This window comes from Halorubrum xinjiangense (assembly GCF_049604745.1).
GTDB lineage: Archaea > Halobacteriota > Halobacteria > Halobacteriales > Haloferacaceae > Halorubrum > Halorubrum xinjiangense_A.
On sequence record NZ_CP187140.1, the window covers coordinates 2040707 to 2066560 of the forward strand.

The 25854-nt window shown below is 70.1% G+C and carries 21 protein-coding genes and 1 pseudogene; 13 read left to right on the forward strand and 9 right to left on the reverse strand.

Annotated features, from left to right (window positions below):
- Positions 1-97: 97 nt before the first annotated feature.
- Both ACOZ35_RS11515 and tatC (ACOZ35_RS11520) read right to left on the reverse strand, forming a co-directional pair.
- Positions 98-376 (reverse strand): annotated as a pseudogene (locus tag ACOZ35_RS11515) (MFS transporter); the annotation flags it as partial.
- Between the two features lie 87 nt (positions 377-463).
- Entirely contained in the window at positions 464-1843 is a 1380-nt protein-coding gene (gene tatC, locus ACOZ35_RS11520; RefSeq protein ID WP_424013722.1) for a twin-arginine translocase subunit TatC, read from the reverse strand.
- Positions 1844-2073: 230 nt separating this feature from the next.
- Between tatC (ACOZ35_RS11520) and tatC (ACOZ35_RS11525) the strand changes: the two genes are divergently transcribed.
- Positions 2074-4305: a twin-arginine translocase subunit TatC gene (tatC, locus tag ACOZ35_RS11525; protein ID WP_424013723.1), complete on the forward strand. Its 2232-nt coding sequence runs from the start codon at positions 2074-2076 to the stop codon at positions 4303-4305.
- A gap of 108 nt (positions 4306-4413) precedes the next feature.
- Entirely contained in the window at positions 4414-7365 is a 2952-nt protein-coding gene (gene uvrA, locus ACOZ35_RS11530; RefSeq protein WP_424013724.1) for an excinuclease ABC subunit UvrA, read from the forward strand.
- Between the two features lie 408 nt (positions 7366-7773).
- Here uvrA and ACOZ35_RS11535 read toward each other — a convergent pair whose 3' ends face one another.
- Positions 7774-8022, reverse strand: coding sequence for a hypothetical protein (locus ACOZ35_RS11535; RefSeq protein WP_424013725.1), 249 nt, complete (start codon positions 8020-8022; stop codon positions 7774-7776).
- 76 nt (positions 8023-8098) lie between these two features.
- Positions 8099-10138 (reverse strand): MutS-related protein, encoded by a 2040-nt coding sequence (locus ACOZ35_RS11540; protein WP_424013726.1) that lies wholly within the window; start codon positions 10136-10138, stop codon positions 8099-8101.
- 131 nt (positions 10139-10269) lie between these two features.
- On the opposite strand from ACOZ35_RS11540, the gene larE reads away from it, so the two are divergent.
- From larE to ACOZ35_RS11575, 7 genes are all read left to right on the forward strand, one after another.
- Positions 10270-11193, forward strand: a complete 924-nt coding sequence (gene larE / locus ACOZ35_RS11545; protein WP_424013727.1) for an ATP-dependent sacrificial sulfur transferase LarE — start codon at positions 10270-10272, stop codon at positions 11191-11193.
- 93 nt (positions 11194-11286) lie between these two features.
- Positions 11287-11490: a hypothetical protein gene (locus ACOZ35_RS11550; RefSeq protein WP_424013728.1), complete on the forward strand. Its 204-nt coding sequence runs from the start codon at positions 11287-11289 to the stop codon at positions 11488-11490.
- 72 nt (positions 11491-11562) lie between these two features.
- A complete protein-coding gene (gene serB, locus ACOZ35_RS11555) occupies positions 11563-12213 on the forward strand; it encodes a phosphoserine phosphatase SerB (RefSeq protein ID WP_424013729.1) in 651 nt (216 codons plus the stop codon).
- Between the two features lie 139 nt (positions 12214-12352).
- A complete protein-coding gene (locus ACOZ35_RS11560; RefSeq protein ID WP_424013730.1) occupies positions 12353-13183 on the forward strand; it encodes a lycopene cyclase domain-containing protein in 831 nt (276 codons plus the stop codon).
- A complete protein-coding gene (locus ACOZ35_RS11565; protein WP_424013731.1) occupies positions 13176-14342 on the forward strand; it encodes a Brp/Blh family beta-carotene 15,15'-dioxygenase in 1167 nt (388 codons plus the stop codon). The genes ACOZ35_RS11560 and ACOZ35_RS11565 overlap by 8 nt, the downstream gene beginning before the upstream one ends.
- 71 nt (positions 14343-14413) lie before the next feature.
- Positions 14414-15067, forward strand: coding sequence for an N-acetyltransferase (locus ACOZ35_RS11570; RefSeq protein WP_424013732.1), 654 nt, complete (start codon positions 14414-14416; stop codon positions 15065-15067).
- Entirely contained in the window at positions 15064-15357 is a 294-nt protein-coding gene (locus ACOZ35_RS11575; RefSeq protein WP_424013733.1) for a hypothetical protein, read from the forward strand. Before ACOZ35_RS11570 ends, ACOZ35_RS11575 begins: the two co-directional genes overlap by 4 nt.
- Before the next feature lie 28 nt (positions 15358-15385).
- Here the strand turns inward: ACOZ35_RS11575 and ACOZ35_RS11580 are convergent, their stop codons facing one another.
- Positions 15386-16282: a YkgJ family cysteine cluster protein gene (locus tag ACOZ35_RS11580; protein WP_424013734.1), complete on the reverse strand. Its 897-nt coding sequence runs from the start codon at positions 16280-16282 to the stop codon at positions 15386-15388.
- 117 nt (positions 16283-16399) lie between these two features.
- Here ACOZ35_RS11580 and ACOZ35_RS11585 point away from each other — a divergent pair, with 117 nt between their 5' ends.
- Complete coding sequence (locus ACOZ35_RS11585) at positions 16400-16621, forward strand: hypothetical protein (protein ID WP_424013735.1); 222 nt, start codon at positions 16400-16402, stop codon at positions 16619-16621.
- 23 nt (positions 16622-16644) lie between these two features.
- Here ACOZ35_RS11585 and hisB read toward each other — a convergent pair whose 3' ends face one another.
- The 4 genes from hisB to ACOZ35_RS11605 all read right to left on the reverse strand — a co-directional run bounded on the left by hisB (position 16645) and on the right by ACOZ35_RS11605 (position 21109).
- Positions 16645-17241, reverse strand: a complete 597-nt coding sequence (gene hisB, locus ACOZ35_RS11590; protein ID WP_424013736.1) for an imidazoleglycerol-phosphate dehydratase HisB — start codon at positions 17239-17241, stop codon at positions 16645-16647.
- Positions 17242-17371: 130 nt separating this feature from the next.
- Positions 17372-18256: an IS1595 family transposase gene (locus ACOZ35_RS11595; protein WP_424013737.1), complete on the reverse strand. Its 885-nt coding sequence runs from the start codon at positions 18254-18256 to the stop codon at positions 17372-17374.
- Positions 18257-18782: 526 nt separating this feature from the next.
- Positions 18783-19523 carry a 1-(5-phosphoribosyl)-5-[(5-phosphoribosylamino)methylideneamino]imidazole-4-carboxamide isomerase gene (hisA, locus tag ACOZ35_RS11600; RefSeq protein WP_424013738.1) on the reverse strand — a complete coding sequence of 247 codons (741 nt, stop codon included), beginning with the start codon at positions 19521-19523 and terminating at the stop codon, positions 18783-18785.
- Between the two features lie 767 nt (positions 19524-20290).
- A complete protein-coding gene (locus ACOZ35_RS11605) occupies positions 20291-21109 on the reverse strand; it encodes a hypothetical protein (protein ID WP_424013739.1) in 819 nt (272 codons plus the stop codon).
- Between the two features lie 157 nt (positions 21110-21266).
- On the opposite strand from ACOZ35_RS11605, the gene ACOZ35_RS11610 reads away from it, so the two are divergent.
- The 3 genes from ACOZ35_RS11610 to ACOZ35_RS11620 are packed head-to-tail and all read left to right on the forward strand — an operon-like array spanning position 21267 to position 25506.
- Positions 21267-22517 (forward strand): thiamine ABC transporter substrate-binding protein, encoded by a 1251-nt coding sequence (locus tag ACOZ35_RS11610; RefSeq protein WP_424013740.1) that lies wholly within the window; start codon positions 21267-21269, stop codon positions 22515-22517.
- Between the two features lie 27 nt (positions 22518-22544).
- A complete protein-coding gene (locus tag ACOZ35_RS11615) occupies positions 22545-24344 on the forward strand; it encodes an ABC transporter permease (RefSeq protein WP_424013741.1) in 1800 nt (599 codons plus the stop codon).
- Entirely contained in the window at positions 24334-25506 is a 1173-nt protein-coding gene (locus ACOZ35_RS11620; protein ID WP_424013742.1) for an ABC transporter ATP-binding protein, read from the forward strand. The genes ACOZ35_RS11615 and ACOZ35_RS11620 overlap by 11 nt, the downstream gene beginning before the upstream one ends.
- The last annotated feature ends 348 nt before the right edge of the window (positions 25507-25854 follow it).

Below are 25854 nucleotides of genomic sequence, written 5' to 3' on the forward strand. Positions count from 1 at the left end.
CAGTCACCGTCTACGTATCGCCGAGCGGCTGGGGCTTTGGGGGCGTCCGTCAGGGAGCCACCGGCAACGGCTTACAAACAAACGACACCAACCGGGTCTAATTGTCGGTCCAGCGCAGTACAGCGAGCGTCACCTCGAAGAGGACAATCGTCGTGAGCGACACGGTGATTGGTGCCACCCCGGTCGGGTCCGAGCTGAGCAGGAATACGATCACGAGGAACGACCCCCAGAGTATCAGCCGCTTCGCCTCCAGCCACTCCCGGGTGACGAGGTCCATCGTGATCGCGAGCAGCACGAACGATACCGCGGCCGGAATCAGAAGACCGACGAGACCGAAGAGGCTGAACAGACCGAGGACCATATCACCCGGATCGCTTCGCTGCCGACAAATGCGTATCGGCCGGGGCTTCGACGATGTTCGTCGTCAACCCGGTATCCGATTCAGAAACGACACCGACCGGATCTAGTTCCCGGTCCAGCGCAGTATCGCGAGCGTCCCCTCGAAGAGCGCGATCATCGTCAGCGTCACGATGATCGGCGCCATCCCGGTCGGGTCGGGGCTGAAGAGGAACGCGATCCCGAGGAACGACCCCCAGAAGATCAGCCGCTTCGCCTCCAGCCACTGCCGGGTGACGAGGTTCATCATGATCGCGAGCATGATGAAAAGCGGGATCTGGAAGACGATCGCCATGAACGCGAGCATGATGACGATCAGGTTGAACGTCTCCGCGAGCCCGAAGGCGATCGTCGCCGCGTCGGCGGTGTAGGTGGTGAAATACGAGAAGATCGCGGGCAACACGAGGAAGTGCGCGAACGCGATCCCGACCCCGCCTAAGATTAGGCTGGTCGGCACCGCCGCGAGGTAGTAGCGCCGCTCCGTCTGGTAGAGCCCCGGCCGCATGAACCGGTACGTCTCGTAGACGAACGCCGGGAGCCCGACCACGACGCCCGCGAGGCCCGCGACCTTCAGCCGGGTGAGCGGGAGTTCGAGCGGGCCGTACAGCCGCGGCCGGTTCTCCATCGGCGCCGGGATGTGGTAGCTCCAGAAGTAGTTGATGAGCTCCGTCGACTCGGTGACGACGACGAGAGTGGCGAGGCCGCCGATGAGGAAGACGACCGCCAGCCGGCGCATCATCTCCTCGATGTGGGCCGCCAGCGGCATCTCCTCGTCCGTCTCGGGGCCCTCGATCCCCTCGAACGGCTCGTCGTCGTCGGTCGCCGTCGCGGCGTCCGCGGCCGTCGCCGCGCCCGCTGCCGTCTCGGGGGCGCCGCCGTCGCCGAGGCTCTCGGTGTCGTCGGCCGAGGCGTCGTTCTCGAGGTCTACCCGTCCGCTCTCAACGTCCAGTTCCTCGTCCTCGCCGCCGGAATCGTCGCTTTCGTCGTCGACGGACTCGTCGTCGTCTGCGTCCGCTTCGTCGTCGTCTGCGTCCGCTTCGTCGTCTGCGTCCGCTTCGTCGTCGTCCGCGTCCGCTTCACCCTCGCCCGCGTCCGCTTCGTCGTCGTCTGCGTCCGCTTCGTCGTCGTCCGCGTCCGCTTCACCCTCGCCCGCGTCCGCTTCACCCTCGCCCGCGTCGTCTCCGTCCTCCCCGACGGCCTCGGCGCGCGCGGCGTCCTCGGCGGCCACGACCTCGTCCGGATCCAGGCTCCCGTTGGGGTCCGGATCCGGTTCGGAACCCTCGTCGGACTCGTCGCCGTCCGGGGCCGGATCGGCGGGATCGGGGGCTCCGTCGTCGGACGCGCCGGTCTCGGACCCCTCGTCGACGGCGCCGTCGGTGTCGGCCTCGTCGGTCGACCCATCGGCGGCGGCCGAGTCGTCGTCGCGCGACCGGTCCGAGTCGTCCATTCAGTTGCTGTACGAAACCGGGCGGTTATCAACCTTTTCGGATAGCGGCGCCGCGCGGGGTCGATCGGCCCCGTTCGCCGGCGCGTCCGGGAGCGTCGATTCCCGGAGCGGCGGAGAGCGTCCCCGCCGGATCGACGGGAAGCGTCGTCGGCCGGATCAACGGGAAGCGTCTCCGGCGGGAGCGCCCGCGGTCGAAAAGGTTGATAACGGCGACGGCCTTCGCCCTCCGTATGGCGAGCGCCCTCGACGAGGACACCCAACAGTCGATCGCGGAGGGCCAAGAGACGGCGAAGGCGTTCCTTCGGTCGATCCAGAAGGACCTCCAGAAGGTGTTCGTCGTCTTTCTGATCGGCTTCCTCGCGACGTTCTGGGCGCTCCGCACGTACATCTGGGACCGGCTCCGAGAGGTGACGGAGTCGAACATGAGCGCCGCCGTCGCCGAGGAGGCGGACATCATCGCGACGACCCCGTTCGAGGTGATCCTCCTCCAGGCGAAGATCGGGCTGGTCGTCGGCGCGATCGTCGCGATCCCGCCGCTGATCTACGTCACCCGCGACGAGCTCCGCGCCCGCGGCATGTGGCCGCAGTCGCCGATAGCCCGCTGGAAGCTCGCCCTCCTCGGACTGCTCGGCGCCGGGCTGTTCACCGCCGGCGTCGCCTACGGCGTCTTCGCCTTCTTCCCGCTGATGTTCGGCTTCCTCGCGGAGTTCGGCCTAGAGGCCGACATCCAACCGACCTACGGGATCGTGATGTGGACCGAGTTCATCGTCTTCCTCTCGCTTTCCTTCGGGCTCGCCGGGCAGATGCCGATGGTGATCACCGGCCTCTCGTACGCCGAGATCGTTCCGTACGAGACGTTCCGCGACAAGTGGCGCTACGCGGTCGTCGCCATCTTCGTGTTCGGCGCCGTCTTCTCCCCGCCGGACCCGTTCACCCAGCTGCTGTGGGCGTTCCCGCTGGTCGCCTTATACGGGTTCAGCCTCTACCTCGCGAAGCTCGTCGTCACGGCGAAGCGGAGCTCCGACCGGATCGACGTGCCCGGCGCGGTCCGGAACCACTGGAACGTCGTCGGGGGCGCGGCCGTCCTCGGCGGCGCGCTCGTGTACGGCTTCTACGAGTACGGCGGGCGGACCGCGTTCAACGACCTCCTGCGGCTCGCGGGGAGCACCCGGCGCTTCCTCGAACCGGGCGCCGGCCTCGGGCTCGACCCCGCGACGGCGCTCGGGATCTACGCCGCGCTGTGGGCGCTGGCGTTCGCCGCCGTCGCGACGCTGTGGGCGGTGTACACCGACCTCGACACGACGAGCGCGGGCTACCAGTACGGCGACCCGACCGCCATCGACGTGAGCGAACTCGACGCCGCGGGCGTCCGGGCGGCCCCCGCGGACCCGTTCGCCCAGATGGAGGAGGAGGAGTCGCTCGCGCTGGCGCAGGCCGCGATCGACGACGACGACCCGGAGAAGGCGCAGGCGATCCTCGACCGCTTCGACGAGGTGAACGAGGGGAGCGACGGTGACGGCGACGCCGACGCGAGCGACGACGCCGGCGCGGGCGACGCCGGGGGCGGAGGCGGCGCCGCGGGCGAGGACGGACTGGTCGGCTCCGTGCAGAACCGGACCTCCCGCGCGAGTTCGACGTTCCTCGCCGAGCTCACGGACGGCGAGGAGGAGGCGGCCGAGGACGACATCGGCGGCTACTACAAGGACCTCAAGTTCATCTTCGACTCGCTGCGCTCGCGGTCGTTCCGGATCGTCGCCGTCTTCGGGGCCGTGATGGCGGCCGCGTTCACGTGGCTGTACCTCGGCGGCCTCGGCACCGTCCGCGGCGACCTCGAACGGCGCGTGCCCGCGGAGATCGAGGGCGGAATCAACATCATCACGCTCCACCCGGTCGAGGCGCTCATCTTCATGGTGAAGTTCTCGGTGTTGCTCGGGATCTTCGCCGCGTTCCCCGTGGCCCTCTACTACGCGTGGCCCGCGCTCCGCGAGCGCGGGTTCGTCGCCGGGCGGATCTCGCAGGTGTACCTGTGGGCCGGCGCGCTCAGTGCCGGCATGATCGGCGGCTTCGTGCTCGGCTACACGACCATCGCGCCGGGGCTCATCGGCTGGCTCGTCACCGACGCGCGCCTCGCCGACATGGTGATCACCTACCAGGTGAGCGACTTCCTCTGGCTCGTCATCTACACCACGATCGGGATCGGCTTCCTCGCGGACATCCCGATCGCGATGGTTCTGATGAACAACGCGGGCGTCCCGTACCGCGTGTTCCGCGCCCGCTGGCGCGAGGTGACGATCGGGATCATGCTCGTCGCGGCCGTGTTCACCCCCGCCGACGTGATCACGATGTTCCTCGCGACGATCCCGCTGATGGCGGCGTACGGGCTCGGGATCGGGGTCCTCTATCTCGTCACCCTCGGCGGCCGACGGGACCTCTCGCCGCCCGCGGAGTTCGTGACGCGCTGAGGCGCCCGAGTTCGGCGGCCTCCCCGCCGAACGACCCCCGCTGCCGACGACAACCGACCCCCGAGACCGACGGGTATTCCCGCGCGCGCCCGCAAGATAGGAGTAGAAATGAGCAAGGACTACATCGAGGTCCGCGGCGCCGAGGAACACAACCTCAAGGACCTCGACGTCCAGATTCCGCGCGAGGAGTTCACCGTCGTCACCGGGCTCTCCGGGTCGGGGAAGTCGTCGCTTGCGTTCGACACCGTCTACGCCGAGGGGCAGCGCCGCTACATCGAGTCGCTGTCCGCGTACGCCCGCAACTTCCTCGGGCAGATGGACAAACCGCAGGTGGAGTCCGTCGAGGGACTCTCCCCGGCGATCTCCATCGACCAGAAGAACGCCGCGAACAACCCCCGGTCGACGGTGGGGACCGTCACCGAGCTCCACGACTACCTCCGCCTGCTGTACGCCCGGATCGGCACGCAGTACGACCCGGTCACCGGCGAGGAGGTCGGCGAGCAGTCCGCCCAGGACATGGTGAACCAGATCCTGGAGCTCCCCGAGGACACCCGCGCGAAGATCGCTGCGCCGGTCGTCCGCGACCAGAAGGGCGCCTTCGAGGATTTATTCGAGGAGCTGGTGAGCGACGGGTACAGCCGCGTCGAGGTCGACGGCGAGCCGGTCGACCTCACACTCGACGACCCCGACCTCGACGAGAACTACGACCACACGATCGACGTGATCGTCGACCGCGTGCGGGTGGCGCCCGACGCCCGCTCGCGGATCACGGACTCCGTCGAGACCGCCTTGGAGGAGGCCGACGGCGCCCTCAAGCTGATCGTCCCCGACCCGCCCGCGGACGTACCGTTCGCGTCGAACGCGCGCTCGACGGGGTCGCTCGCGGCGGACGCCGACGGCGACGACCGGCTCGTCGTCGAGTTCTCCGAGGAGCTGGGCAACCCCAACTCCGACGTGCAGTTCTCCGCGATCGAGACGCGCTCGTTCTCCTTCAACAGCCCGTACGGCGCCTGTCCCGAGTGCGAGGGGATCGGCTCGACGAAGGAGGTCGACGAGGACCTCGTGGTCGAGGACCCCTCGAAACCCCTCAAACACGTGTTCGAGCCGTGGAGCTACGACCGCACCTACTACTCCCGGCAGCTCGACAACGTCGCGGACCACTTCGGCGTCGACCTCGACACGCCCTTCGAGGAGCTCGACGAGGAGATTCAGCGGCAGTTCCTCTACGGCACCGACGAGATGGTTCACTTCGAGTGGACGACGAAGAACGGCACCCGCGAGAAGACCGAGCGGTTCGAGGGGGTCATCCCCAACCTGGAGCGCCGCCACGTCGAGACCGACTCCGAGCGCGCCCGCGACCACATCGAGGAGTACATGGCCGTGACGACCTGCCCCGAGTGCGAGGGGACCCGCCTCAAAGAGCAGTCGCGGCACGTCCTCGTCGCCGGCACGTCGATCACCGACGTGAACGAGCTGTCGATCGCCGAGGCGCGCGAGCACTTCGAGGGGATGGAGGACGAACTGGACGAGCGCCAGACAAAAATCGCCGAAGAGATCTTAAAGGAGATCCGCGCGCGGCTCGGCTTCATGGAGGAGGTCGGTCTGGAGTACCTCACGCTCGACCGCGAGGCCTCGACCCTCTCCGGCGGCGAGAGCCAGCGCATTCGGCTCGCCACGCAGGTGGGCTCCGGGCTGGTGGGCGTCCTCTACGTCCTCGACGAGCCCTCCATCGGGCTCCACCAGCGCGACAACGACCGGCTGCTCGACACGCTGGAGGGGCTCCGCGACCTCGGAAACACGCTCATCGTCGTCGAACACGACGAGGAGACGATGCGGCGCGCCGACGAGATCATCGACATGGGGCCCGGCCCGGGCAAGCGCGGCGGCGAGGTCGTCGCGCAGGGCGACTTCGACGAGGTGGTCGCGACCGACGAGTCGATCACCGCCGACTACCTCGCGGGCCGCAAGGAGATTCCGGTGCCCGAGGAGCGCCGGGAACCAAACGGAGAGCTGACGGTTCGCGGCGCCCGCCAGCACAACCTGAAGGACCTCGACGTGCCGATCCCGCTCGGCACGCTGACGACCGTCACCGGCGTCTCCGGCTCCGGGAAGTCGACGCTGATCAACGATATTCTTTATAAAGGACTCGCCCGCGAGATGAACGACAACACCTCGGTCGACCCCGGCGAGCACGACGCGATCGAGGGGCTCGACGACGTCGAGACGGTGCGGCTCATCGACCAGTCGCCGATCGGGCGGACGCCGCGCTCGAACCCCGCCACGTACACGGACGTGTTCGACCACGTCCGCGAGCTGTTCGCGGAGACGAAGCTCTCGAAGCGCCGCGGCTACGAGAAGGGGCGCTTCTCGTTCAACGTGAAGGGCGGGCGCTGCGAGGAGTGCGGCGGGCAGGGGACCGTGAAGATCGAGATGAACTTCCTCTCGGACGTGTACGTCCCCTGCGAGGAGTGCGGCGGCGCCCGCTACAACGACGAGACGCTCGACGTGGAGTACAAGGGGAAGACGATCGCCGACGTGCTCGACATGAGCGTCGCGGAGGCCCACGAGTTCTTCGAGAGCCACCGCGGGCTCGAGCGCCGCCTGAAGCTGCTGAAGGACGTCGGCCTCGGCTACATGGAGCTCGGCCAACCCTCGACCACCCTCTCGGGCGGCGAGGCCCAGCGCGTGAAGCTCGCCGAGGAGCTGGGCAAGCAAGCGACCGGCGACACGCTCTACCTCCTCGACGAGCCGACGACGGGGCTCCACAAGGAGGACGAGCGCAAGCTGATCGACGTGCTCCACCGGCTCGTCGACGCCGGCAACACCGTCGTCGTCATCGAACACGAGCTTGATCTGGTGAAGAACGCCGACCACGTGATCGACCTCGGCCCCGAGGGCGGCGACGGCGGCGGCGAGCTCGTCGCCAGCGGTACCCCCGAGGAGATCGCCCGCGAGGACGCCTCGCACACCGGGCGCTACCTGCGCGACATGCTCCCGAAGGTCGACCTCGACGGGCCCCGCGACGACCGCCGGAAGCCCGCAGTAGCCGACGACGACTGAGGCGGGAGCGTTCCGTCGAGGTTCCGTTACTCGGACCGCCGGAGACGCAACTAAGCGACGAAACAGTATTTAAACAATCGTGAGCGACGGCGGCCATGACTTATAAAGAACTATGCGGTGGCGCGCCCCGGTGAGCGGCCGTCAGGCCGCGAACCGACGGTGCGAGGGAGTCGCTGGCGCGTTTCGCGCCAGCGACGAGGCTGGGGAGGCGTGAGGTGCGGGGCGGGGCGGCCGGGGCTTTGGAGAGCCCCGCAGCAGCGTTGTCCATTTATAAACAACCGTCGGCAGTATCGCTCAGACATATATAAGATCACGTACACAGCCTGATCAAAGCACTCCCGCCGTCATTGTCGCCGTCGCTGTACGAAGCGAATGCAGTCGAGTCGGCGCAGCCGATTTCGCGGCGCGTTACCCCACCGTCGGGCGACGACCGGACGATCCCGTCGCGCTCGCAACGATGAGGAGCGCGATCAGGTCGACGGTGAGTGCCGCGATGGCGCCGAAGCGGAACAGGACCAAGAGCCCCAGCACAGCCACGACGAGACCGACGGCCGCGCGACGAGCGCGGTCACGGTTGGGAAGCAAGCTGGACACCTGAACGCCGACGGCGACCTGCGCCGCGAAGAGGAGGACGCCGAACGGGGACACGGCTGGCATAGTTTCGGGTTCGACGGCGGGAACATGAACGTACCGGCGGTGACGCCACACGTGTCAAGAGCGGACGACGCGTCGCTCAGAACTTCTCCAACAGGTCGCCGTAGAACTCGCCGCCGCGGTCGTCCGCGAGCTTCTCGACGATGAGCTCCGGCGTCGACCGCGCGAGGTGGCCCTTCTTCGGCGAGCGGTTCACCCGGAGCTCGCCGTCGACGAGCCCCGCGGCCTCGATGCCGTCGACCGCGACTTCGAAGTCCGCGGCGTCGCGGATCTCGCGGGCGAGGTGCGAGACGAAGACGGCGGTGGCGTCCTGGTCGTCGAGCGCCTCCAGAATGCCCGCGATGATCTTCGCGGAGGCGCCCGGTTCGGTGATCGACTCCAGTTCGTCGACTAAGACGAGCCGGCCGTCGGCGCCGTCGACGAGGTCGCCGAAGTCCCGCAGCGTCGCCTCGAACGCGCCCGCGTCGAGGGTCCCCTGCGATTTCGCGTAGTAGTGGATCTCCTCGAACCGCTCGACGGTGGCCGACTCGGCGGGCACAGGGAGCCCCATCTGCGCGAGCACGACGACCAGGGCGACCAGATCGAGCGTGGAGGTCTTCCCGCCGGAGTTGACCCCGGAGAGCAGCGTCGCGCCCGAGACGGCGTAGTCGACGGGCTCGACCTCCGCGAAGTCGACGTCGAGCAGCGGAGAGCGGCCGCCCTCGATGCGGAAGCCCGGATCGGACGAGTCGGGGTCGACCACCTCGGGCATCGCGCAGTCGAAGTCGCGGGCGAACCGCGAGATCGCGAGCTCGACGTCGAGTTCGAGGGCGTCGCGCACGAGTTCCTCGACCGGCTCGCGGAGGTCGCCGAGGTCGCTCGCGAGGTCGGCCTTCAGCTTCGCCGCGCGGCGGTCGCGGGCCGCGGAGAGTTCCGTCCGAAGCCGCGAGACGGCGCTCTCGTCGTGGTCGACCGGGAAGGAGGGGTCGCCGCCGAAGACGCGCTCGGCGAGCTCCGCCTCTTCGGGCTCCAAGCGGAGCGCGTCGGCGAGGTGGTCGCGGGCGGCGTCGATCGCCTCGTCGTACTCGTCTGCCAGCTCGCGGTCCAAGAGGGAGTCGACGCGGGCGCCCTGCTCGACGAGGGAGAGGAAGTCGGTCCCCTCGATGGTGACGTCGCGCTCGCGGATCGCCTCGCGCAGGCGGTCGTCGGCGACCGAGGCCGCCGTCGACACCGCGGCGTCGAGGTCGTCGACCGCGGCGGTGAGCCGGTCCAGCTCCGCGTCGCCCGCGATGGTGCCGTCGTCGTCGAGCCGCGAGAGCGCGTCGCGCAGGCGGTCGATCTCGACCGGAGGGTCAGCGTCGCAGTCGCTCTCGTCGGCCGGGGCGCCGCCCGAGACCGGGTCGCCGGCGGCCGCGGCCGCCTCGTGGACCGCGGCGGCCGCCTCCAGCCGCTCGCGGTTCTCCGCGAAGAAGGCGAGCAGGCGCTCCGGCACCGTCTCCGCGGGGGTCTCCAAGGCGTCCGGCCGCACGCTCACGTCGCCTTCAACGTCGAGGCCGGCGAACGACTCGTCTAAGACTATCACGGACGCGTACGAGCGGCCGAGCTCGGAGACGTCGCGCGCGTCCTCGACGGTCTCGACCGAGAGCTCCGGCACCTCGGCCTCGGCGCGCGCGAGCGTCTCGGCGTCGGCGGTCGCGAGGCAGCGGTCGCGGACGCGGACGGTCGGCGGGTCCGAGAGGGGCGCGCAGTCGGCGAGCGCCTCGCGGACCGCCGGGTCGGGCTCGCGCGCCGTCGCCTCGGCCGCGAACGCCTGCGCCTCCTCGATACGCGAGGCAGAGGAACTCGGATAAAAGGTCTCCAGCCGCTTCGCCGCGTAGTCGGTGACGGTGCGCTCGCGCAACAGGTCGATCGCCTCCCGGTACAGCTCGCGGGCGCGGTCGGTGGCCAGCACGCGACCCTCGTCGTCGTGGCGGCGGCGGATCGCCCCGCGCGCGATGCGGGCCGCGCGGGCCTCGTTGACGCCCGGCGCGCGGGCGATGGCGGCCACGTCGCCGGACTCGACGGTCGCGGCCGGGTCGTCGAGCTCGCGTAAGGCCGCGGCCGTCTTGGCGCCGACGCCGGGGATCGCCTCCAACTCCATCTACCCGCCGGTATCGCGGCAACGGTCTAAAGCGTGCGGGTCGATGGCGCGGATTAGCGGTTCGGGGCCCAAGCGGTCGCTCCCGGTTCCGCGTGCGACGGGCTTTTTCGCGACCGCCGCGAACCCCGGCTATGAGCCAGAACGCGCGAGCGGCCGACGACGGGTCGCTCGCACCCGAGACGGCGGCGAAAGCGGCGAGCGCCCGCGGCGCGCTCGGCGAGCGCGACGGAGTCCTCGTCGCGTTCTCGGGCGGCGTCGACTCCGCGGTTGTGGCCGCGCTGGCGCGGGACGCGCTCGGCGACGACGCCGTGGCGTGCACCGCCCGCAGCGAGACGCTCCCCGCGGCCGAGCTCGACGACGCGAAGCGGGTCGCCGACGAGATCGGGATCCGCCACGAGACGGTCACCTTCTCCGAGCTCGACGACCCGAACTTCGTCGCCAACGACGGCGACCGGTGTTACCACTGCCGGACGATGCGGCTCGGCCGGATGTACGAGACGGCCAAGGACCTTGGTATCGACACCGTCTGCGACGGGACAAACGCGGACGACCCGGGCGAGGGACACCGGCCCGGCCTCCGCGCGGTCGAGGAGCTCGACGTGTTTTCCCCCCTCCTGGACGCCGGGATCTCGAAGGCGGAGGTCCGCGCGATCGCCGACGCCTACGACCTCTCCGTGGCCGACAAGCCCTCGATGGCGTGTCTCTCCTCGCGGATCCCGACCGGACTTGAGGTGACCGAGGAGCGGCTGAGCCGGGTCGAGAAGGCCGAGCGGGTGCTCCGCGAGTGGGGGTTCGAGGGGTTCCGCGTGCGCGACCACGACGGCCTCGCCCGCGTCGAGATCGCGCCCGACGAACTGGAGCGCGCGCTCGACCCCGCCTTCGCCGACGCCGTCCACGAGCACCTCACCGACCTCGGCTTCGAGTACGTCACCCTCGACATGGCTGGCTACCGGACCGGGAGCGTGAGCCCGGGCAGCGAGGAGGAGGACGATTCCGACGGCGCAGACGACGACGGCTCCGACGGCGTCGACCTCGGCCAGAGCTACCCGCGCTGAAGCCGGGTCGATGGGGTTCGAACCGCGTCCCGCGTTATCACCCGAGAGAACCCGGCAGGAACGCTTTTAAACCGTGTTACTGAAGCGACAACTATGCGTGAGGCACAGACGCTGGCGGTGATCGCCGGCGGCGTCGGCGGGGCAGTCGGGGCGTTCGTCGGCGTCGCGGTCGGCGGGTCCGCGGTCTCGGTGACGCTGACGACCCTCGGGGTCGCGGTCCTCGTCGGCGTCGGGGTGATCGCGAGCGCGGTCATCGCCGGCGACGTGGAGTTCCTCGCCGACGCGGACGGCGAGTGACGCGTGGCGAGGCTCCGGTAGCACTCGCGCCCGACCGCGCGCTTCAAGGCCCCGCCGCGACGAACGAGCCCCATGAGTCTCATCGCGTTCGACTTCGACGGGACGCTCTCCGACTCCGAGATGACGGTCCTGCTCGCCGAGCGGGCCGGCGTCGCCGACGAGGTCGCCGAGATCACCGAGCGGGCGATGAACGACGAGCTCAGCTACGCCGAGAGCCTCTACCAGCGCGCGGCGCTCTTGGAGGGCCTCTCGGCGGCAGACGTCGAGGAGGCGTTCGACGCGGTCCGGATCCGTCCCGGCGCCGCGCGCCTCATCGAGCGCTTACGCGACGAGGGGCACCACGTCGCCGTGCTCACCGGCGGGTTCGAGCGCGGCGTCGAGGCGGCGCTCGCCCGCGAGGGCGTCTCGGTCGACACGATCGTCGCGAACCGACTGCCGACCGACGCGGACGGCGCGCTCACCGGCGAGGCCGAGGGGCCGCTGATCGAGGGGACGAAAGACGACGCGCTCGCCGACCTCGCGGCCGAGGTGGGCGTGTCCATGACGGAGACGGTCGCGGTCGGCGACGGCGCGAACGACCTGCCGATGCTGGAGGTCGCGGGGCTCGCGGTCGGGTTCGTCCCCAAGTCCGCGGTGCGGCCGGTCTGCGACTCCGTCGTCGCCTCCATGTACCGGCTCGGAAAGATACTGGAGGCGCACGGCGTGCTCGCGGACGGGGAGTGAGCGCGGGACCGGAGCCGGTCGTCGAGGGCGGCGCGGTCGACCCCGCCGACCGCGCCCGATACCTGACCACGTTGGGCTCAAGGGTTAATGAACGACGGACCGAACGTGATCGCATGAGCGTCCTCGCCGGGGTGTTCCGATGCTACCGACGCTGACGTATCTCCAGTTCCACCTCGTCTTCAGCCTACCCGTGGTCGCGGCGCTGTGGTACCTCGCGCCGCGGTACGAGGCTGTCCGTCGGCGACGCGCAGCGGTCGGCATCGCGATCCTCGTCGCCATCGCGTACCTCTACACGACGCCGTGGATCAGCTACATGATCCGGCGGGGGGCGTGGTCGTACGCCGACGGCGCGGTACTCGTCCGAGCGCTGTCGATCCCCCTCGGCGAGTACCTCTTCTTCACGATCCAGACGGTGGTGACCGGGTTCGCGCTCCACCTGATCGGGTTCGACCCGACGTTCCGCGAGGGCGACTTCGACCGGAAACCGCGGATCGCCGGCGTCGTCGCGGGAATCGCGATGGTCGTCGCGGGGCTCTGGCTCGTGACCCTCGACCCCTCGTACCTCTACCTCGGCGGCCTGATCGCGTGGGTCGGCCCCGTCTTCGCGCTCCAGTGGGCGGTCGGCGGCGGCTACCTCGTCCGGACGCCCCGGATGTGGCTCGCGGCGACGCTGATCCCGGCCGCGTACTTCTGGATCGCCGACCGGATCGCCATCGCGATGGGGACGTGGCGGCTCTCCGCCGAGTTCACCACCGGGATCGCCGTGCTGGGGCTTCCGATCGAGGAGATGCTCTTCTTCGCCTCGGCGGGCGTGATGACCGTCAACGGGCTCGTCCTCTTCGAGTGGGTGCTCGACTGGAAGGACCGACGGGGGTCGGTCGCGGAGCCGTCGCCGTCGGGCGGGACCGAGCGCGACGTCCCCGGCCCGGAGCCGCCGACCGACCCGGACCCCGACGTGGTCGATGACTGAGGCGTCGTCGGCGTCGACGAGGGCGACCGAATCCGGTGCCGCGGAGGCCCGCGAGCGCGACAGCGGAGCGACCCCCGTGGACGCGCGGCCCGAATCGGCGGCCGCCGCCGAACGCGTCGACCGGTGGTTCGCGCGGCGCCCGGCGCTGGCGCTGGCCGCGCTGCTGCCGATCGGCGCCGTGACCCCCCTGTTTCCGGTCGAACTCGGCGTCGCGACGTTCGCGCTCGGCACCCTCGCGGTCGGGATGGCCCACGGCGCTGTCGACCACCTCGTTCCCCTCCGGGCCGCGCCGGACGTGTCGCTCCGGCGGTCGATCGCGGTCGTCTCGGTCGTCTACGCGGTCCTCGGCGGCGCGGTCGTCGCGGCGTTCTTCGCCGCGCCCGTCGCCGCGTTCGTCGGGTTCATCGCGCTCACGTGGCTCCACTGGGGGCAGGGCGACGTGGCGACGCTCGCGATCGCCGGCGTCGACCACCTGCCCTCGTCGGCGGAGCGGTGGCTGGCGCTCGTCGTTCGCGGCGGCCTCCCGATGGGAGTTCCCCTGCTCGCGCACCCCGAGGAGTACCGGCTGGTGGCCGAGTGGATCGTCGGGCTGTTCCTCGTCGACGCCGGCGCGGCCGCGACCGCGGTCGACCCCCTGTTCGCGCCCGCGGTCCGGATCGGGGTCGGCGTCGGGATGGCGGCCGCGACGCTGGCGTCGGTCGCGCTGGGCTACCGCCGAGTTCAGTCCGGCCGCGACGCCGACGGCTGGCGGTGCGACCCCGGCGGCTGGCGGCGCGACGTCGGCGAGCTCGCGGTGCTGTGGGCGTGGTTCCTGCTCGCGGCGCCGGTGTTCGCGATCGGGGTGTACTTCGCCGTCTGGCACGCGCTCCGGCACGTCGGGCGGCTCGTCCTCGTCGACCCCGAGGCGGCGAGCGCGGCGTCCGCCGGCGACGCGGTCGGGGCGCTCGCCCGCTTCGGCCGCGACGCCGCGCCGCTCACGCTCGGTGGATTTCTCGTCGTTGGCGCGGTCGGGGTCTCGGTCCCCGCGGGCGTGGCGGCGGCCGGCGACCTGCTGGCCGTGTCGCTCGTCGCCATCGCCGCGATGACGCTGCCGCACGTCGTCGTCGTCGCGTGGCTCGACCGGCGGCAGGGCGTCTGGCGGCCGGGCACGGGGAGCTGACCGGGACCACGGGACCGGCTCCGGTTCCGACACCGCACCGCTCTTGGCCGGGGGACGCGTCCCCTCGACAGATGGACGAGATCGCGATCCGTGACCCGCGGCCGGGCGACGCCGAGCCGCTGGAGGAACTCATCACGTCGCACTTCAGCGAGGGGAGCTCCTACGGCGTCGAGCTTGGGCTCGGCGACCCGACGTACCACGTGCTGGTCGCGGTCGAGGGCAGCGCCGAAGACGAGGGCGAGAGCGGCCGCGACGGCGAGAGCGGCCGCGACGGCGAGACCGCCCCCGACGACGCGATCCTCGGCGTGATGGCGCTCCGCGAGTTCGACGACCCGGCGGCCGTCGCCGACGAGATGTACTTCTTCGACGACCCCGGCCTGCTCCCAGAGGCGGCGCTGTACGGTCACCTAGAGATGGGGTACGTCCGGGGCGACGCGACCGGGCGGGGGGTCGGGAGCCGGCTGCTCGAACAGCTCCACGCGGTCGGCGCGGAACGCGGCGTCGACCTGTTCCTCGCGGACTCGTGGTACCACGGCGGCGACGACTCGCCGGAGAAGCTGTTCGACGCGCACGGCTACGAGACGGTCCACCGCGACCCGATCGAGCGACCCGCGGCGGAGTGTCCGAAGTGCGAGGAGGAGTGTACCTGCGAGGGGGCGCTCGCGGTGCGGCGGGTCGCGGAGGTCCCGGGCGACGAGCGCGACCCGGAGGCGAGTCGACGGTGAACCACGACCGCGTCCACGCCAGGGAGCCGTCGCATCACGTCGACCGCTGGTCTGTCGGGGTCGTCGAGTCGATCGGCGAGCGCGACGGCCACTGCGTCGTGACGGTTCGGCCGGGCGACCCGGGCGAACCGGATGAGGCTGGAGGCGAAAGCGAGGGATCGGACGGCAGCGAGTCCGTCGAACTCACGATCACCTTCGCCGTCCGGGACCTCTTCGTAGGCCGACTGCCGATCGACGACGACGAGTCGCCGGTCGGCGAGCGCGTCTGGTATCGGAAGCGGGGCGGGTGAGCCGAGAGTCGTCGACCGGCTCGGTTCCTTACTTCTCCGCGTCCCAGCCCGGCGTGCCGGGCGCGCCCGCGTCGTCCTCCAGCTCGCGGACGAGACGCTCGCGGGCCTCGCCGTCGAGCGCGACGCGGTCCCCGTCCTCGCCGGCGCGCTCGGTCCACGCCTCGATCGCTCGGCCGACCCACGAGTCGGCCGCTCTGGCGCGCTCTCGGGCCTCGACCATGCGCTCGCGGTTCACGGACAGCGACCCCGGTCGGGAGCCGACGGCGGCGCCGGCGAAGCGCGCGCGGTCGTCGGGGGTCGCCTCGCCGTCGCGGAGTCGGGCGACGGCGCCGTCGAGGTCGTCCGGGTCGGGGTAGGCGAACACCGTCGCGCCGAGCGCCTGCGGGCCGAACGGCGGCGCCGGGAGGTCGTCGGGCGGCTCGTCGTCGAGGAGGCGGTCGCCGCCGCCGGCGGCCTCCACGCGCTCGCACTCCGTCTCGGCGCCGAGATCGAGGTTGTGGCCCGGGTACGTCGAACAGGTTCGCGGGTAGCGGTCGGTGTCGTGGATCCGGCACTGGAGCGTCGTCGGGTCGAGGAAGGCGCACGCGTCGAGCCAGCGCGGCTCATCGGTCCCGATCGGCGCGACCGGCTTCGGGGGCTTCCGGAGGCCGACGACGAAGACAGGGCGCTCGTCGACGGCGGCGAGGTCGACCCCGTCGATCCGGACGCTGTCGTCGCGCTCGGCCGGTCTGAACAGGCGTGGGATCACGGCGTCACCGAGGCCGTCGTCGACGAACCGGGCGACCTCGTCGCGGGTGAGCGGGACGAGGTCGTAGGCGTCGTCGAGCGGGGGACGCGGCCCGGTGCGGTCCGAGCCCGCGGCGGCCGGGTCGAGCGGCCGCCAGTCGACGCAGCAGCCGGCGCAGCCCTCGCAGTCGAGTTCCATACGACCGTGCCAACGGTTCGCGCGGGGATAAGCGATCGGCGGGGGGACGGCCGAGAGTGAACGGCCGAGGCGGACCGGCCGGAGCGTTTTCCCCCGGTCGCGTCGAACGGTCAGCCGATGGGCTCGGAGACTGAGGAACTGCGGCGGCTCGCGGTCCGGATCGTCGAGGAGCACGAGGCGGCAGCGGTGACGCTGGGCGTCGTCGTCCAGCGGCTCGCGGTCGAGTACGACTGCGATCACGAGTACGGCGAGGTGTTCGACCTCCTCCACGAGTTGGAAGACGAGGGCGACCTCGTCTATCACCAGGGAGAGTACAACGAGTTCGCCGCGCCCGAGTGAGGGACTGCGTCGCCGTCGTCGCCTCAGAGCTCCCCCTTCGTGCTCGGCGTGTCGCTGCGGCGCTCGTCGAGGCGGGTGGCGTCGTCGAGCGCGCGCGCCAGCGCCTTGAACAGCGCCTCGACCTCGTGGTGGGCGTTGTCGCCCTTCTCGACCGTCGCGTGGAGCGTCAGCCCGGCGTTGTGGGCTAAAGAGAGCGCGAAGTGGTCGGCCATGACGCTGGTGAACTCCCCGACGGACTCCTGAGAGAACTCGCCGTTGAATTCGTAGAACGGGCGCCCGGCGACGTCGACGACGACGCTCGCGACCGCCTCGTCGAGGGGGACGCGGCGGTCGGCGTACCGCCGGATGCCGCGTTTGTCGCCGAGCGCCTCGTCGAACGCTTCGCCGAGGCAGATCGCCACGTCCTCGACGGTGTGGTGGTCGTCGATCGCGAGGTCGCCGTCACAGCGGACCGTGAGGTCGAAGAGGCCGTGCTTGGCGAAGGATTCGAGCATGTGGTCGTAGAAGCCGATCCCCGTGTCGACCTCGCTGTCGCCGTCGCCGTCGACCGCGAGGGTGAGTTCGATCGTCGTCTCGCTCGTCTCGCGGGTGACGGCCGCGGTCCGGTCGTGCTCGCTCATACCGGCCCGTCGCGGGGGATTCGTAAGTCGGTTGCGGGTGTGGCGGGGTTCGGGGTCCGCGAGAGAGCAGCAGACGTGGTGGAATCGTTGAGAGCTTTTTTATACGCTCTTGTGTAGCACATTGTTGATTTCAGAGAGTTGCTTTGACGGCGTGTTTGAGCGCTTTTCGTCCGGGTTTGCGGTAGAGTTCTCGTCTGAGTTGGAACGCTCGGAGATACTGTGTGAGGCGATCTTTTGAGATGCCTCGATGCGGCGAGAGCCACCGTCGCGCCAGCGACGCGTGGCTCTCGCAGGTGTTCACGTGGACCGTCTCGTCGGCGTACTCACCGTCTCCGTGAACGACGTATTCGCGGTCGAATTGCTCGTCTTCAGTAAGCGGATCGTACGCACGAAATCCGTCTGTATAGACAGTGAGAGGCTCCTGCTGGCGGTCTGCCAGCAGGAGCCGGATCGTCGATTCGTCTGCGGATTTCGCCGGCACAACGTACCGTTGCTCGGTGCCACGATCCACGAGAACGAACACGGGCGGTTTGTCTTGATCATACGTTCCGCGCCCGCGTCGAGAGAGGCCGCGAGAGCGCGACCACTGGTCGCGCTCGCGGCCTTTCAAGCCGGCAGAGACGTAGAACTCGTCAATTTCAACCGGGCCGCGGAGATCGAGTGACGGCGCGTCGAGCGCTTCAGCGAAGCGCTCGACACGCCTGTGAATCGTTTTGTAGGCGACCTCGATTTCGCATTGTAACTGCCTGAGACTCGTGTTAAACCGCAAAAACGCGTAGATCGAAAACAGCCACTTGCGGAGTGCGATCTTCGAGTGAGCGAAGATCGTGCCGGTCTTGTCGTTGAACGTGCGGCCGCAATCCTTACAGAGATACCGCTGAAACTGCCCATAGCTGCCGTTTCTGACCGTTCGGTCAGAACGGCAGCGAGGACAGGAAACGCCGTCACGCCAGCGAACCTGCTGTAACAGGTCCGCTGCGACCGATTCCGACCCAAACACATCCAGCGGAATCATTCGTGTCGGACACCGCTGACGCGGTGTCCTTGTCCTCTTCGACTCCACAGCGACAGCTCAGCAGTATCAACAATCTCCTACAGAAGAGCGTTTTTATAAATGGAACGCGGTGGCGCGTGCCTCCGAGTGGCCGCCGAAGGCGGCCGCGAGGAGCACGCGCGAGGGACGCCGCGAGCGACCGCAGGGAGCGAGCGGGAGCACGGAAGTCGCAGCCCGCGCAGCGAACGGAGTGAGCGAGCAGGACCGTCTTCCGGCGGTGCGGTGCTGGGCGGGGTGGGACTCAAAGGGGCAGCCGCGCGGGCGCCGTAGGCGACGCAAGCACTGGAACGAGGGAGCGAACGCAGTGAGCGACCGAGTGAAGCGCGCAGCGAGCGTACGGCGCCCGCGCGGCTGGGGCTTTGGAGGTGTTCGCGGTGGACCCGTTGTCAGCTATTTATAAGCGAGCGGCTGGGGCTTTGGAGGTGTTCTCCGGCGATCCGCAGTCAGTCATTTATAAACGGTCAACGACGAACCCGTATTCCGATTCTTAAACCTCGTCAGCAGCGTTCTGCGCCTCTCGGAGCGTGAACTCGCCTTCGTACAGCGCGGTGCCGACGACGACCGCGGCCGCGCCGGCCGTTTTCAGGGCAACAACGTCCTCGACCGTCGCCACCCCGCCGGACGCGATCACCGGAATATCCACGGCCTCGACGACGCTCGCGACCGCCTCCCGGTCGATCCCCTCCAGCTGCCCCTCCACGTCGACGTTCGTGAACAAGATGGCGCCCGCGCCCAGCTCCTCGTAGCGCGCCGCGGCCTCCGCGGGGTCGAGCCCGGTTCCCTCGGTCCACCCCGACACCACGACCTCCCCGTCCTTCGCGTCGAGGCTGACGACGACGCTGTCCGGATGCGTCTCGTCGATTTCGGCGACGATCTCGGGCGTCTCGACCGCCGCGGTGCCGAGGATGACGCGGTCGAGGCCCAGGTCGAGGAGATCGCGCGCGCCCTCGGCGGTCCGGATACCGCCCCCCAGTTGGAGGCCGGTATCGTCGGAGACGCTCTCGACCACCGACTCGATCGCCGCCGCGTTGACGCGCTCGCCCTCGAACGCGCCGTCGAGGTCGACGAGGTGGAGCGTGCCGGCGCCCGCCTCGATCCACCGCTCGGCGGCCGCGACGGGGTCGCCGTAGCGCTTGCCCGTCCCGCGCTCGCCGCCGACCAACTGGACGACCTCGCCGTCCTGGACGTCGACGGCGGGGATCACCTCGAACTCAGGAAAGTGACTCATAGCGAGGAACAGTCCCGGCCGGCGATTAAACGAGTCGGTTCGATATGAGATTGGAAGCCCCAACGGTGAACTGAGTGTCTCCAGAGTCCCAGCCGCTCGCTGATAAATGGCTAATCACAGATCGACGGTGAACACCGCCAAAGCCCCAGCCGCTCGGCGATACGTGATTGATCGCGGAACGACGGTGAACACCTCCAAAGCCCCAGCCGCTCGGCGATACGTGATTGATCGCGGAACGACGGAGAACGCCTCCAAAGCCCCAGCCGGGAGGACGGCGCACGCTCGCTGTCGTTCGAGACGCCGAAGGCGTCTCGTGATGACGAGAGAGCTCCGCTCTCTCGAACCACGCTCCTCGTCACTCGCTACGCTCGTTCCTGCGGTGCTTGCGTCGTCATCAGAACGCTCCGCGTTCTGATTGGCTCACGAGAGCTCCGCTCTCGTGAACGCCTGCGCCGTCCTCCCGGCTGCCCCTTTGAGCCCCGCCCCGCACAGCACCGCACCACCGGAAGACGGTCCTGCTCGCTCACTACGTTCGCTGCGCGGGCTGCGACTTCCGTACTCCCGCTCGCTCCCTACGGTCGCTCGCGGGACCGCAGCCTCACACCTCCCCAGCCTCGTCAGTCGGCCTCCGCTGCGCTCCGGCCGACTGACTCCCTCGCGCGTGCTGCTCGCGGCCTGTCGGCCGCTCGCAGGCACGCGCCACCGCACCGTCTATTTATAAATAACAGAGTTTCAACGAAAACGGAAATTCCGGTGCCCCGAACGGCTCACTCTACCGAGATGAGCAGCTGCGAAACGTCTTCGTCGAAGGCCGCGGGGTTGGTCGCGAGCGCCTCGGCAGTGTCGGCGTCAGCGAGTTGCGTCACCGCGCTCTCGGCGTCGATCGAGTCGGGCAGCGCCTCCTCGAAGACCTCGATGAGCGAGTCGACCGGGTACGCGCCGCCGGCGACGATGACGTCGGTCCCGTCGTGCCAGACGCCGAGGCGGGCCTCGATCTCGAGGGGTCGGTCTATCTCCGCGGTCGACCCGGTCGGAAGCGGGATCCCGCCCTCGATCGGGTACTCGCCCGTCAGCCGCCACGCGGTCGCGGTGTGGCCGGACCGGACGGTGGTGGTCCCCTCCTCGACAACCTCGATATTCTCGATGCCGGCGTTCCGGAGCTGCGCGCGGAACGCGTCGGTCGCGGCCCCCTCGACTTCGCTCATCACCCGATCGCGGCCGACGCCGGCCGGGAGCTGGTCGATTGCGGGCCGGAGGTCGATCCGCGTCGCGAAGAAGACGACGGGCGACCCCGACGCGTCGATCGTCTCGGCGAGCGCGTCCGCGACGGGCGCGTACTCGAAGATCCGCGTGTGTTCGCGCGCCCGAACCGTGACGGGACCGTACGACTGCTCGAACACCGTGCTCTCGGACTCGTCGATCTGTCGCCAGTCCTCGATCCGGTCGCTGGTCACTTCGGGCGCCGGAACCGGCCCGTCGCGCCCGCCGAGACAGCCCGCGAGGCCGGCGACCCCGACCGCCGCGCCGCCGGCGAGCAGTCGCCGCCGGGTCGTCCGCGTCGACCACGCTCCGGAGTTTTCGTCCATGGATCCCGGTGGTCGGCGGGGAGTAAATGGGTGTCGCCGGGACAGTATTCATACACTACGGGAGAGCAGACGGAGCGGCTCGGGGAACGTCACTCGGAGACGAGACAGCGGACGCGGACGGATCCCTTATGTAACCACCGAGTACAACAACCGAGTGATGACTACCGACGAGAGCGAGACGCGGCGGCGACGCGCCCGGCCACGCACCCGACGACGGTTCCTGACGGCGGCCGGGACGGCGGGAGCCGTCGCGCTCGCCGGCTGTAGCGCCGAGCGGACCGACGACGGGAGCGACGGCGGCGACGGCTCCGGGAGCGACGGGGACGGAACGGGCGACGGAAACGACACCGACGACGGGGATGGGGAGGAAGACGGCGACGAGACCCCGACGCTGACGGTGGCGACCTACACGAGCTTCATCGACGCGCCCTCCGTGAGCCCCGGCGAGTGGCTCAAAGAGGAGTTCGAGAGCCGGTACGACGCCGAGCTGGAGTGGGCGACCCCCGACAACGAGGTGAACTACTACGTCGAGCGCGCCGCCTCCGGCGCGGGCATCGACGCCGACCTCTACGTCGGCCTCACCACGGAGGACCTCGTGCGCGTCGACGAGGAGCTGGACGAGGGCCTCTTCGCCGAGGCGGGCGACGTCGACGGCCGCGACGCGGTCAAGGAGGGGCTCCGGTTCGACCCGTTCGACCGGGCGGTCCCGTACGACACCGGCTACGTGAGCCTCGTGTACGACGGGACCACGATGGAGGCGCCCGAGACGTTCGACGGCCTGCTCGACGACGAGCACGCGGGCGCGCTCATCGCGCAAAACCCCGGCGCCTCCTCGACCGGCCGCGCGTTCCTCCTCCACACGATCAACCGCTTCGGCGACGGCGGCGTCGCGAGCGACGGCGACGGCGAGGCGATCGAGGGCGAGGACGGCGACCCCGACTACGACTACCTCGACTACTGGACGGACCTCGAAGCAAACGACGTGCGCGTGCTGGGCAGCTGGGACGACGCGTACGCGGCCTGGAGCGAGGGAGAGGCCCCGATGGTCGTCTCCTACTCCACCGACCAGGTGTTCGCGGACATGGAGGGCCAGGACCTCGAGAAACACCAGATCCGCTTCCTGAACGACCAGGCGTACGCGAACCCCGAGGGGATGGCCGTCTTCGCCGACGCCGACGAGCCCGACCTCGCCCGCGAATTCATGTCGTTCATGCTGGAGCCGGATGTTCAGGGCGAGATCGCCCAGCGTAACGTGGCGTTCCCGGCGACCGACGGCGCCGAGCTGCCGAGCGACTACGCCGAGCTGGCCCAGGAGCCGGCCGACCCGGTGACGTTCACCTACGACGAGCTCCAGGGCTCGGTCGACGCGTGGGTCGAGGCCTGGGAGCGGCAGTTCGCCGGGAACTAAGCGCGTGCCCGACGAGGGATCGAGCGCGTGACGGACGTCGACGGGAACTGGTCGGGCCGCCTCCGCGAGGGCGTCGAGTCGCACGCGCTGACCGCGCTCGCGGTCCTCACCAGCGCCGCGCTCGTCGTCGCCTTTTATTATCCGACCGCGACCGTCCTGATCGAGGCGGTCGTCGTCGACGGCGCCGTCACCCTCGCGGTGTTCGCAGACATCCTCACCGACCCGTTCTACTTCGGCGAGCTCGCGCGGCTGCTGTCCGGCGAGTCGCCGGCCGCGGTCGCGCGCTCGCTCGCCTCGCCGGACCGCCGGCTGGGGATCGTCGGCTTCACCGCCTACCAAGCGGTCCTCTCGACTATCGCGAGCGTCGCCCTCGGGCTCCCGGCCGCCTACCTGCTCGCGCGCTTCGAGTTCCCCGGCCGGCGGACGCTGCGCTCGCTCACAATCGTCCCGTTCGTCCTCCCGTCGATCATGGTCGCGGTCGGGTTCGTCGCCACGTTCGGCGACAACGGCACCCTGAACGCCGCGCTGAGCGCGGTCGGACTCCCGCCGGTCGACCTCCTCTTCACCCTCGAAGCGGTGGTGATCGCCCACGCGTTCTACAACGCGCCGCTCGTGGCGCGCGTGACGACCGCGGCGTGGGAGTCGGTGGACGCGAGCGCGGTCGAGACCGCCCGGAGCCTCGGCGCCGGCCCGGTCAGGGCGTTCGTCGACGTGGTCGCACCGCAGGTGTACCCCGCGGTGCTCACGGGCGCGGCGCTCACCTTCGTGTTCACCTTCGGCACCTTCCCCATCGTCCTCGCGCTCGGCGGATTCCAGCTGGCGACGATCGAGGTGTTCGTCTACCGGCTCGTGCGCGACCTGAGCTACGCCGAGGCCGCCGCGCTGGCGATCGTCGAGCTCGTGATCTCGCTCGGCGTCCTCCTCGCGTACCTCCGGTACGAGGCACGCAACTCGACCAGCACCCGCGGGGCGCGGCCCCTTCCGCGGCGCTCGCTGGTCCCGCCCGCCCCGACGCTCCGCGAACTGCTGCCGCGGGCGGGGCTGGCCGCGTACATCGTCGTCGCGGGGGTCATCTTCCTCGCGCCGATCGCGTCGATGATCCTCGCGAGCGTCACGGGCGGTGACGGCGCGCTCACGCTCGACCACTACCGGTTCCTCGTCGAGCGCCAGCAGACGGGGGCCGCGTTCCAGGTGCGGCCGTGGCCCGCCATCCGAAACTCCCTGGTCTTCGCGACGGGGGCGACGCTGCTCGCGCTCCCGATGGGCGTCGTCGTCGCGGTGCTGACCACGCGCCAGTACCGCGGGCGGACGCTGGTCGACGCGGCCGCGATGGCGCCGCTGGCGGTGTCGGGGATCATCGTCGGGCTCGGGCTCCTCCGGGGGCTCGTCTTCGGCGTCGAGATCGCGGGGTGGCGGATCGCCGCGAGCGGCGCGGTCGCGGTCGTGGTCGCGCACGCGGTCTCGGGGTATCCGTTCGTCGTGCGCACCGTGTCGCCCGGGCTCGCCGGGCTGGACCGCTCGCTCGTCGAGTCTGCCCGGGCGCTCGGCGCCTCGCGGGCGCGGGTGATCCGGGACGTGGAGCTCCCCCTCGTCTGGCCCGCGGTCGTCGCGGGCGCGGCGTTCGCGTTCGCGATCTCGATCGGGGAGTTCACCTCGACGGTCGTGCTGGCGACGGGCGCGGACGCGTACACGATGCCCGTCGCGATCGAACGGTTCATCGGGCGGCGGCTCGGACCGGCGACCGCCATGGGCGTCGTCCTGCTGGTCGTCACCGGCCTCAGCTTCGTCGTCATCGAGCGGCTGGGAGGTGAGCATCGTGGGCTCTGAGCGGCCAACAGGTTCTGCGAACGACCCACCCGTCGCCGTCGAGCTCGACGGCGTGACGAAGCGCTACGGCGAGACGGCCGCCGTCGACGACGTGAGCCTCCGGGTGCGCGAGGGGGAGTTCTTCACGCTCGTCGGGCCCTCCGGCTGCGGGAAGACGACCACGCTCCGGCTGATCGCGGGGTTCGAGGAGCCGACGAGCGGGACGGTCCGGTTCGGCGGCGAGTCGATGGCCGGCGTCCCGCCCGAGGCCCGCGACGTGGGCGTCGTCTTCCAGAGCTACGCGCTGTTCCCGCACATGACCGTCGGCGAGAACGTCGCGTACGGGCTGAACTTCGCCGACCCGCCCGAAGGAATGACGCGCGACGAGCGCGTCGCGGAGCTGCTCGAACTGGTCGACCTCCCCGACGCAGCCGACCGCGACCCCGAGAGCCTCTCGGGCGGCCAACAGCAGCGGATCGCGATGGCGCGGGCGCTCGCGCCCGGCCCCGACGTGCTCCTCTTAGACGAGCCGATGAGCGCGCTCGACGCGCGCCTCCGCGAGCGGCTCCGCGCGCAGGTGAAGCGGATCCAGTCCGAGCTGGGAATCACCACCATCTACGTCACCCACGACCAGGAGGAGGCGCTGGCCGTCTCCGACCGCGTCGCGGTGATGAACGACGGGACCCCCGAGCAGGTGGCGCCCCCGCGGACCGTCTACCGCGATCCCGCGACCCGGTTCGTCGCCGAGTTCGTCGGCGACAACAACGTGTTCGCCGGGAGTGTGGTCGACGCGCCCGCAGCAGGGGAACTCGCGGTCGACGTCGACGGCGGCGACGAGACGCTCCGCGTCGCGATCGGAGGCGACGAGGAGGGAGAGGAAGACGCGACCGCGACGAGATCCCCCGAAGTCGGCGACCGGATCGCGTTCTGTGTCCGCCCGGAACACCTCCGCGTCGCGAGCGCGGACGAAGGAGCGCCGGGCGACGAGCCCGCCGCCCCCACGGGCGAGAACGCCCTCCGCGCGACCGTCGCCAGCGCGGAGTTCCTCGGCGAGACGACGCGTGTCACGCTCGACTGGGGCGACCGCGAACTGCTCGTCCGGGCCGTGGACCCCCTCGACGGCGCGGTCACTGTCGGATTCGACCCGGCAGACGCGCACGTGATTGAAATCGAATCGCGGTGAGCGACGACGTTTATTTATAAATGCGGTGCGGTGGCGCGTGCCGGTGAGCGGCCGACAGGCCGCGAACCGCACGCGCGAGGGAGTCAGTCGCCGGAGCGAAGCGGAGGCGACTGACGAGGCTGGGGAGGTGTGAGGTGCTGTGCGGGGCGGGACTCAAAGGGGCAGCCGGGAGGCGGGCGCAGGCGACGCAAGCACCGCAGGGAGCGAACGGAGTGAGCGACCGAGGAGCGCAGCGAGCGTGCGCCCGCCTCTCCGGCTGGGGCTTTGGAGCTGTCGTCCGTGAGATTGCTGGAAGCCATTTATAAATAAACGACTGGTGCTGAAGCGGCACTCATCGAGTAGCGGCCG